We start from the raw sequence: 9,940 nt of genomic DNA on the forward strand, positions 1-9,940 counted from the left end.
TTCAATGCAGAAATGGGTGGCCGGATTTTACTCCGCCCGCGGCTGGATTATTCCGCCGCTACCGTGGCGACTTTTGCACCGCCGCTCTCATTCCACCGCGTCAGCGAGATATCCGCCTGTCTGGCGGGCCCAGAGGCGCGCAAAGAGCCCATCTCGCTTAACTAATTCCGCGACGGTTCCCTCTTCCACAATTCGTCCCCTGTCTAGGACGAGAATACGGTCCATTTCTGCGATCGTGGAAAGCCGGTGAGCGATTGCAATCACAGTCTTTTCTTTCATCAAAGAATACAATCTTTCTTGGATTGCGGCCTCGGAAGCGCTATCCAGCGCAGACGTTGCTTCATCCAAAACGAGGATAGGTGCATCCTTTAGGAATACGCGAGCGATCGCCACGCGCTGACGCTGCCCCCCCGACAACTTTATTCCTCGATCGCCAACAAACGCACCGTATCCTATCCGGCCTTGGTTATCTTTGAGCTCCGCAATGAAATCATCCGCTTGAGCGAGGGCGGCAGCCTTTCTCAGTTCCTCATCTGAAGCATCGGGACGTCCATAGCGGATATTATCGCCCGCGGAACGATGCAAAAGCATCACATCTTGTGTGATCACACCGATACTCTGCCTTAGGCTTGCTTGGGTGACGGACCTGATATCCTGGCCATCTATCTCGATTCTTCCAGCCTCTGGATCGAAAAAGCGCAAGAGAAGATTGATCAATGTCGTCTTTCCCGCGCCGGATACACCCACAATACCTACCTTTTCACCCGGCTTAACGAGAAAAGACACATCTCGTAGTACCTCCTTGCCAAGCAGATATTGGAAATTGACATTGCTGAAGTGAATTGCGCCGTTCGTGACCTTCAGTGGCACCGCCGACTTTGTATCGCTTATCATCGGCTTAGTTGTCATTACGGGCATCGCATCCCGGATGGTTCCGATAGCTTGAAAAATCTGCTGCCCAATTTGCAGAAATGCCCGACCGTTCGAGGAGAGGCGTTGTACGATGTAAACAGCGCCTGCGAATTCTCCAGCAGTTACGAAACCTTCAGCCAGCCCCCATAGCCCCACAAGAACGACGCTGAACCAGAGCAGCACATTGAGCGTCACAACTCCATTATCAGTGGTGAGGAAGATGCGCCTTTCTTTCTGCTGGGTTTCAATTGCGTTCGTCATTACATTCCGTATCGCCCCGGCCTCGCTGTCTTCCGCGGCAAAAAGTTTCACCAGCTGGATATTGGCGTACAGATCCGTCATTGCGCCGACAGCGAGGCTTCGGGCCTGGGCCGAGCGACTGGATCGCTCGGAAAAATGGGGAACGGCAATCAATGCGATCGTAACATTCGCTGCCATCCATATGAAAGCTGGAACGGCTAGCTGCCAAGAAAGTGCGATAAGCAGTCCAAGCGAACCAACAAACTGCATCAAAAAATGTGGGATGCTCTGAAAAGCAACGACTAATTGCTGCTGAACAGCAGATGCCACCTGATTAATTCTGTTCGCTACCTGACCGGCGAACACGTCATGGAAAAAGGCAAGATCTTGCCTTTCGACAGCTTTGTGTCCTTGCCACTGCACGGCTGCCGGCATGCAGACTCCAACTGACTGGGAACTGAGCGCGGATGCGATGAAGATAAATATCGGCATGACTGGAAAAATGAGGACGCCTAAACCCGCGAGGATCGGCCAGTTTTGAGCGAGAAAGATTGCCGGCTCGCCATTGCTCACGCCATCAACGATAAACGACATGCCCCAAATAACGGACAGGTTGATCGCCTCTACTGCGATGTTCAACAAGGCGATAAGAATTAGAGTCGAACGAAACAGTTTGGCGAAATGCAATACGGCTAAAAATGGGTTATCCGTTGGCAGAGGCTGAAAAGGTATGTCCAGCGGCCTAATGAACTTCTCGAAAGGGTTATAAATTCGGTCTGCCAGCGACATCTCAATACCCCAGTTAGCCGGAATCCTGTTCCGAAAACCGTACCATATGGACTACATCCGCAAATTCGCCTGCCCTGAATGCAAAGCGTTTGCGGATTCCCTCAACTTCAAATCCGAATTTTTTATAGAGCTTGATCGCGGGTTCATTGTCGCTGAACACCGTCAGTTCAAAGCGCCGCACATTGTACCAATTCACTCCAGCGTCGAGGAGATTATCAACCAGCAGCGTTCCTATTCCTTGACCATGGAAGTCATCATGAACCCCGATTACAAGCTCTGCAGAATGCGACCGTCGGCCAAAACCGCATTCAAAACCACCTTGCCCGACAACTTTGCCGTCCTTGACCCCAACCACGCTGACGATGTTGCGGTTACCTCCCTCCAACCATCGCCGAATCCAATCAGGTGACTGAAATGGTTGATTTAGACGCCCCTCGATAAATTTGGGTAGGTTCATCAATTCTGCAAGTTGCATAATGTCCGAGGACTGAGTGGGTCGGATGTCAATACCAGATACAACCGATGAAATTTTCTTATAGGGCATCGTTCCTCCTTGAGTCCGTTTTTTTGAACTTATTTTCTGCAATTTAGGTTATTTTGACGCCACTTTATCCGCGCGCTTCAAAATATTGTGATAACTAATTATCTTCACACACGCTCTAGATGTGACACTCTCGGTGACGCAGCATGCTGAATCATAAACCTAAAGGAGTATGGTCATGAATCAAGCGAATCTGCACACCCCCGTAAGAAGCCACGTTCCACCGTCAATCATCGCTCATTTGATCGAAGATGTTACCGTACTGGCGGACGGGAACAAATTCGGTAACGCAAGGAGCTATCGCGGTTCGACGGACATCGATCCGAACTGCAGCTCTTCTTGCACCGGCACCAGTTGCGATACCGGCACATGCTCGGGTTGCACAGGGAGTTGTACATCCTGCGACACTGGTGTGTGTTCTAGCGACTGAGGCAGCGCCACGCCAATACACTCAAATAGGGAGGGGCTGTCTAGTGATAGCCCCTTCACGAAAGGGGAACTCATGCGGTATTATTTCAGCCCAAGCGTTACAGTCGCGAAATCTAAAGATAGCCTTCTTGTAAAAACACCGGAGCGGGTTTTTGAGATTAAGGGCTCTTCCGAATTCCAGGCAATGCTTCGCGACGGTTTGAACGAGACCGGCGTCTGCTTTCCCAAAACGCTGGACGAAGAGCATGGCGTTTTAGTCAAATTTCTTAGATCTGAAGGAGTTTTGGTCGCAACACCGAATGAGCAGGACGCTCTCTTTGGCGCTATCGGTTTTGGAACTCAAGCTGCCGAAGAAAGATCGGTCTGTTTCAGCGGCGATCCCCTTATTGTTGACCCGCTACAACAGCAGTTTGAAGATATCGGAGGACACGTAGTTGCGTCAGAGACTGCGGATGTCTGGGTGTTTGGATCTGCTACAAATAATCAAGAAGAGATGCTCACCTTCAACCGGAAACTGCTACAAGCCCGAAAGATCGGGCTCGTTATTGTTGCTTCAGGAAACGAGTTTCGCATCGGTCCTGCAATCGAACCACATGTTACGGCGTGTGAAGATTGCGTTCGCCATCGAATAAACGCTGCGTCCCGTGATCCGGATAAAATATCTCTGTTCGGAGATGTAAGCTGGGGCAGCCGGCCGAGCCGGGCGGCGGTGCAGGCAGCAACTGCGTTTGGTGCTGCGCTGATCGCACACCTCGTCTTCCGCCGCGAGGATGCTGCATACAACCGCTTCTACGTTGGAAACGTGCTGAAAAGCGCTTTCAAAGAGCATCAGGTTCTGAAGATTCCACGTTGCCCCTCTTGTGGCGTCACCAGTGGCGGAGAGTATGGCTAATGTCTGAACTTGCCTCAATAGTCTCTAAACTCGTTGATCCATACTGCGGAATTATCACGGAGGTTTCGAGAAATCAGACACCTCCGGGTTTCCCGCAGGTGTTCTTCATCGCGGGGAGACTAGCTGCTCCGTACTTCTATCGAACACACCAAGCGCCCTTGAGGTACACGGAGCGCGCAAATCATGCGGCTGGATGCGGTCTCACCTATGAGGATGCGATGTGGCGCATGATCGGGGAGAGCGTTGAACGGTATTGCGCATTAAACGCCGATGAAAGCAAAATATTTCAAGCTTCATATAATGAGTTGGGTGATGCAGCTGTCAGTCCTCTTAGGTGGATTGGGTATACCGACGGTGTCACGCAACATCCGCGTTATCAGTTCGATCCTGGAGCGCCCATGCATTGGGGCGAAGCTAAGGACCTGAGAAGCGGAAAAACGAAGTTTGTTCCGGCTTCATTGGTGTGGCTTTCGGTTCCTCTAGCCTGCAAAGGCGACAAATTTCATCAAACAACCTCGTCTGGATTAGCCGCAGGACGCACTCGCAATGATGCGGTTGCCTCCGCTCTCTCTGAACTCATTGAGCGTGATTGCTTTATGAGTCGATGGATGCTTCGCTGCCCCCCTCCCCGAATTGAACGTGATGCTGACAGTGTTCAGGGGCTTGATCCATCGCTGTTAAAGGTATTTCGAGACGGGCCTTTGAAAGCTGAACTTTTCGATCTTTCAATTGACGCTCCAGAACATACGATACTGGCCAGGGTGTCACTTGCTAACGAGGAACGTTTCGGTATCGCGCTCGGTGCCAGTTCCAACATTGATCGAGGAAAAGCCCTAACTAAGGCGCTCATCGAAGCGCTTCAGATATGCATCTTACTGGTTAGCAGACGAGGACGAACCAGTAATTCACTCAAACTCGAAGAGGTTGAGAGCTTTCTCGATCATGGAGATTTTTATGCCCAACCCGAAGCAGCTGACGGGGTTGATTTTTTCTTTGGAGGAGGCTCAAGCGTCGCCCGAAAAGAAGAGAAAGAAACATTTCCGCAACCGTACGATCGGCATCTAAATTACCTATCAAGTCAAAATATCGATGCGTACTTAGTAGATTTAACAACCGACGACGTATCCGAGATTGGGTTTCACGTCGTTCGATGCCTGACGCCAGGATTACAGCCGCTAACCCATGGTTACGGCAACCATACCCTCGACCATCGTCGTCTTTTCCAAGTTGCGCCTCACCTAGGTCTACCCGCCGATTCTGCAATCAACACCATGCTCCACCCATTCGCATGAGGAACCCTGATGACAACGGTTTCGCATCCAGGCGACTTATTTGAGATACTTCATGACGCGACCAAATTGGTTCCAGGGCATGACGAGGCCTTTCGCTCGCGCGTCGGCTTTTACAATAGTTCCGAGGAAGGCAGAGATTACATAGCCAGTGCCTACAAGAAGTACGTTGGCTATCCCGAGGTCGAGCTCACAGCAGCTGCCCTTCCGAGCTCCGCAATTTCAGATTGCCTTTTGAAAAGGACTAGCGTCCGAAAATTCTCCGGTGAACCGGTTAGCATTGAAGACCTATCAACGCTTCTCCATCTAGCCTACGGAAGTGATCGTGGTTCCAGCGGTGAGGCGACCGGGTTTGTCTTGCCTAAGAGGCCTTATCCCGCCGCCGGCGGCCTCTATTCCATAGAGTGCTACCCAATCCTTCTCCGCACAACCGGCGTAGCCTCAGGGGTTTGTCACTATTCGCGGTACGAGCAGAAACTGAGGAAACTTGCAGAGGCGCCGGCTGTTGAGGCGTTACGCGACATTTTCAATATCCCTGAAGCGCTTGCCAACAGCGCCGGAATTGCGATTGTCCACACGTCCAACCCGCAGCGTGTATCGAAAAAGTATGGCCTTCGAGGCCGACATTTCGCCGCGGTAGAGATGGGTCTAGCAACCCAATCTCTTCTAGTGGCTGCCACCGCTGTAAACCTCTCAAGTGTGGTTTGGGGCGGATATTACGACCGTGAGGTGGAAGATCTCTTGGGAATAGATGGCATCGAGGAAATTGTTGCAACAGTAACCTTCGTTGGGAAGGAGTAAGCATGAAAGAGTTTAGGAAACTTCAGGAAGATTTGTTCAAGGTCATCATGGATTACAGGCCTATCCGTGGAGCGCCTACAGTCATTTCGCCAGAACTGAGGGATGCCTATTTTTCTCTTCCGCGACACGAGTTTGTCAATCGGTTTAAGCTGCTCAACGATCCGCGGCTACGGACCGTCGAAGAAGAGGGTTCTTTGGAGCAGATATATTCGAACCGACCGCTAATGTACGTCCGCGACGACGGGAGTACTTTGCACGCGTCCAATTCTGAGCCTGCATTCATATTACACCTTTTGTCGCTTCTGGATGTCAGGCCCGGTCAGTCGGTGCTTGAGATCGGTTGCGGTACGGGGTGGTTGTTGGCACTTATATCTCGGCTTGTTGGCGAACATGGGCACGCTTTAGGTGTCGAACTTGAGCCAGTCCTCGGGCTTCAGGCACAGCAAAATCTCTCGCGTGTTGGAATCAACAACGCCGAAGTCCTTATTCAAGATGGAAATACCTCGGTCTTCCAACAGAAATTCGATCGGATCATTTTCACTGCATCTACCTATTTTATTCCGGATTTCGTGTGGGATGCGCTCGCCGAGGGCGGCAAGGTTGTGGTTCCTCTTCGTGGCCGAGGGCCGACCGAAGAAGCCTACGTTCTGGAGAAGTCCGGACAAACTCTTCGATCCATAACGGCTCGCCTGTGCCGTTTCGTACCTATGACTCCCTCTAGCTCCGTTGGTTCTGACCCGTCAGGTTTACAACAAGCTTTGCCGCCATCACTAACGGCTGTCCTCGCCTCAGACTGGACCTCGCGGCCATTCCCTGTGGGAGAGGGTCCGATGGAGCAACAGGAGTATCGAGCTTTACCGCTTAGCGCGTTTTTATCAAAAACCGAAACCAGGTTTCAGGTGTTTGCTCCTCCTAACCCCTTCGAGCCGTCGGACATCAACGACCGACTGTTCGGGGGATCTCCTTCCCTTGCGCTTACTATTAAAGATGAAGCGAAAGAATCTTTGGCCGTATGGCGCGCAGGTTCATTGGCAAGCTTCAACAATCCCTATGCGGCAGACGCTTTTGAAACTGATTTTAAGGAATGGCTCTCCTTGGGGAGACCATTAGGATCCGATTTTGGTGTTGTGATAAGCCGTGAGGAACACGACATCCCCGCGCCGAAGAGCTGGAAGGAGAGACGAGGCGGGGATGTCTTTCATTGGTACCTGCACTGAGGAGTATTTCAATGACGATACCAAAATTACTTTTGGCCACAGCCCTTGTATTGCTGTCCGGGTCCCTGTCCATTGCTCAAAATGAGACTAGGCCTATCAATGAAGCGGAAACGGTGAAGGGATTCGATCCCTTAGATTCTCTTTCCGCTGCTTCTCTGCCGGCAGAGTACAGGTCGGTTCATCGTCTCCCAGAGGAACTAAAGCCGTGGGAAGGCGTATGGCGAGGGCAATGGGAGGGAACACTGGACGCCCTCCTGACAATAGTTTCAGCGGACGGCAAGAAGGTGACAGCTTACTACGCTTGGGGAACTAATTTGTTGGTAACCAAGCCCGGCGGGAATCTCTATCGAGGAACAATTGAAAGAGACACCGCAATATTCCCAATTAGTAAGGGGCTGACCGTTACGTTCAAGATGAACGGCGATCGCCTCGATGCTCTGCATCATTCTCCAGCAAGGGAAACGCCTTCGCGAGCCGTGTTTAGCAAGCTATAGCGCACAATCCAAGCTTTGGTTCTGAGGTTTTAATAATGAGCAATCCGAGCACGGGATATCCCTTAGGGATCGACGAAACTATCCGATCACTGGCGTTCCAGCATGGAATCCTTGGAGTAAGGCAGGCTTCCGATCCTTGGGCGGACGACCTTTTAGGCGTGCCACGTAAACCGCTCGATACTGATACCGTTTGTAAGATACTCGCCGCCCTTCAGAAGCGAGGGGCAGTCACATTCGAGCAAGCGTCTAAGCTCAAAAGAGATTTCGCCGCGCAGCAGTCGCGGCTGGCGGACGATGGTAAGTAGTTTGGTTCATTTCAGCAAAAGTTGAGCGAGAAGATGCCTTTTGCTGTTTCGATTTCCCAGGAGGACGTAATGAAGCAGCCACGGTGGGAGCTGATATCGTCAGAATGGCAAACAGCGTCCGATGGTTTTGCAATTGATCGGATACCCATCGACCGCGATCGGCGCGTGGAGTTGATTCACATCGGTCCCGTTATTGCGTTTGACGGGAACTCACCGGTTCTCGCGTTGAAAGCTGTTATCTCGTCCGAGGACACCGACGTTGCTTTAAGTGAGAGGATCCCAGAGACTATATGGGGGCACTATGTCGCTGTGATCATCGACGAACAAAAATCGTCTAGAATCTTCGTGCCCGATCCCATGAAGAGTGTGCAGCTTTTCTACCGTCAGGGATACGGCGGACGTATAAGTTTAGATGTTGATCTAGAAAGATTGGTGGCCGGTCGACAACCGGTTTGGAGCATAGGCTTCCTAGTCAACTTTGCCGAAACAGGCTATGGAGTTGAAGGTCATACGCCATTCTCGGATGTCGGATCTGTTCCCGCAGGACATTGCTTGCAAGTCAACGGCGATGGGAAGATCGAGACTAGGCGGGTGTGGTTCGGACCGTCTGCGAGCCGGGCTGGTAATGTTGATCTCGCTGATGAAGTGACCTCTACCCTTCGCGCGCTGTTTGAAGAACACGCGAATATATGTTTACCTGTATCGGGCGAGATAGCGTCATCGGTAGCAGCCATCTGGCTAGAGGCCGCCTTGCCTTCGAGTGAGGCTATTCGTTTTATTGAGGTATCCCCATCCGGCCCAATGGCGGTAGCCAACACGAAGTTGTCCCCGCCGGTCGCGAAGATGGCTCGGAGTACAGTAGCAAAAGTTGCAGCAACAGATGCTGCCCCGCTGGCAACCCTCGTGCCAAAGAGGCTCCCAACTTCCCTAAATGAACGGCTCCTATATCTTAAACGGGAAGAAGCCGTTCTGGATATAGCAGGAGAGCACGGGATTTTAGTGGACTGGCATGGCGGAGACGTGCTGCTCAATGCGGTTCCTGATGAAGGGACGGTCCTCGACGCCTTCAGGGCCAAAGGCACATCGTTTGCACTGGCGACCGCAAAAAAGCTCGCCGGCGTGCGACGCACCTCCCTGTCAAAAATCCTTGCTGACAGCATTTACCGCGCTCTCGTTTCGCAGTCCGACCCGAGGAACCATAAGAAGGGCGGGTATCGGGGGCTCTTTCCTGACCGCTCAGACATTATTCCAAAAAGCCGTATCAGACGGCCGCGGATTGTACAGCGAAGGCTTTCTTCCACACCCACTCACTGGGCGAACCTTGCCCGAGCCCAGAATCTACAAGCACCGCCGTTCTCTGCCTCCGTCCCTATACTGAATCCATATTTTTCGCAGCCTGTCGTGGAAGCGGCCATGCGGCGGAAGAGTTATCACAGCTTTTTAAGTGAACCCGATCAGCTGGATTTGAGGAATTTTCCAAGAAATACGGATTTCTTGTTCGAGCAGAGCGAAGAAAAGAACATGGCGTTATTTCTCTCGCTTCGGCAAAATCATGAGGATCTGATGGAGTTTATTAAAAATGGGGTCCTAATGAAGAGTGGATACCTAGATCGTTCCAAACTGGCGAAAGCGTTTAACCTGATCCTGGAGGACCACGTCCCTGCTGCGCGATCGCTATCGCTGATTGCTTGCGTAGAGATTTTCTGTTCAGCTTGGGAAAGCGCAGTAGAGCCAGAGACCGTAAAACCCGCAAAGAGCGGCGCAGCACTGACCATCTAGCGACAGTACCAATTTACTTTACCGCGAGGTCTGGCCTATGTCGGAAGCGGCATACGAGCTTGCGCCCGCGCTGCCCTATGTAATGCGTGAAATAGGGGTTGGCTAAGCCTAGGGAAATCATACCATTTTCACTCGCTAAGAAACCTAAGGACGATTTATGTTCCTTAGTTCGTACTGAACCGCTCCGGGTTTGCCGGAGACCCCAACTCGTGAGAAGTAGGGTCTATGACAAGCAAAACGACGAACAAATTC

General features: G+C 51.7%; 8 protein-coding genes. 6 read left to right on the forward strand and 2 right to left on the reverse strand.

Annotation, left to right across the window (positions count from 1 at the left end):
• Positions 1–87: 87 nt before the first annotated feature.
• Together V6S97_RS26350 and V6S97_RS26355 are read right to left on the reverse strand one after the other, a co-directional pair.
• Positions 88–1,941: an ABC transporter ATP-binding protein gene (locus V6S97_RS26350; RefSeq protein ID WP_334428057.1), complete on the reverse strand. Its 1,854-nt coding sequence runs from the start codon at positions 1,939–1,941 to the stop codon at positions 88–90.
• Positions 1,942–1,954: 13 nt separating this feature from the next.
• A complete protein-coding gene (locus V6S97_RS26355) occupies positions 1,955–2,485 on the reverse strand; it encodes a GNAT family N-acetyltransferase (RefSeq protein ID WP_334428058.1) in 531 nt (176 codons plus the stop codon).
• 499 nt (positions 2,486–2,984) lie between these two features.
• On the opposite strand from V6S97_RS26355, the gene V6S97_RS26360 reads away from it, so the two are divergent.
• From V6S97_RS26360 to V6S97_RS26385, 6 genes are all read left to right on the forward strand, one after another.
• Positions 2,985–3,803 (forward strand): TOMM precursor leader peptide-binding protein, encoded by an 819-nt coding sequence (locus tag V6S97_RS26360; protein ID WP_334428059.1) that lies wholly within the window; start codon positions 2,985–2,987, stop codon positions 3,801–3,803.
• Entirely contained in the window at positions 3,803–5,095 is a 1,293-nt protein-coding gene (locus tag V6S97_RS26365) for a YcaO-like family protein (RefSeq protein ID WP_334428060.1), read from the forward strand. Before V6S97_RS26360 ends, V6S97_RS26365 begins: the two co-directional genes overlap by 1 nt.
• Before the next feature lie 9 nt (positions 5,096–5,104).
• On the forward strand, positions 5,105–5,893 hold the full coding sequence (locus tag V6S97_RS26370; RefSeq protein WP_334428061.1) for a SagB/ThcOx family dehydrogenase: 789 nt from the start codon (positions 5,105–5,107) through the stop codon (positions 5,891–5,893).
• Positions 5,894–5,895: 2 nt separating this feature from the next.
• Positions 5,896–7,110, forward strand: coding sequence for a protein-L-isoaspartate O-methyltransferase family protein (locus V6S97_RS26375; protein WP_334428062.1), 1,215 nt, complete (start codon positions 5,896–5,898; stop codon positions 7,108–7,110).
• Between the two features lie 11 nt (positions 7,111–7,121).
• The gene (locus tag V6S97_RS26380) at positions 7,122–7,604 is read left to right on the forward strand and encodes a hypothetical protein (RefSeq protein WP_334428063.1); all 483 of its coding nucleotides are present in this window, start codon (positions 7,122–7,124) and stop codon (positions 7,602–7,604) included.
• 374 nt (positions 7,605–7,978) lie between these two features.
• Positions 7,979–9,688 carry a hypothetical protein gene (locus V6S97_RS26385; protein WP_334428064.1) on the forward strand — a complete coding sequence of 570 codons (1,710 nt, stop codon included), beginning with the start codon at positions 7,979–7,981 and terminating at the stop codon, positions 9,686–9,688.
• Positions 9,689–9,940 lie beyond the last annotated feature (252 nt).

This window comes from Agrobacterium sp. CCNWLW155 (assembly GCF_036888815.1).
Classification (GTDB): Bacteria; Pseudomonadota; Alphaproteobacteria; order Rhizobiales; family Rhizobiaceae; genus Agrobacterium; species Agrobacterium radiobacter.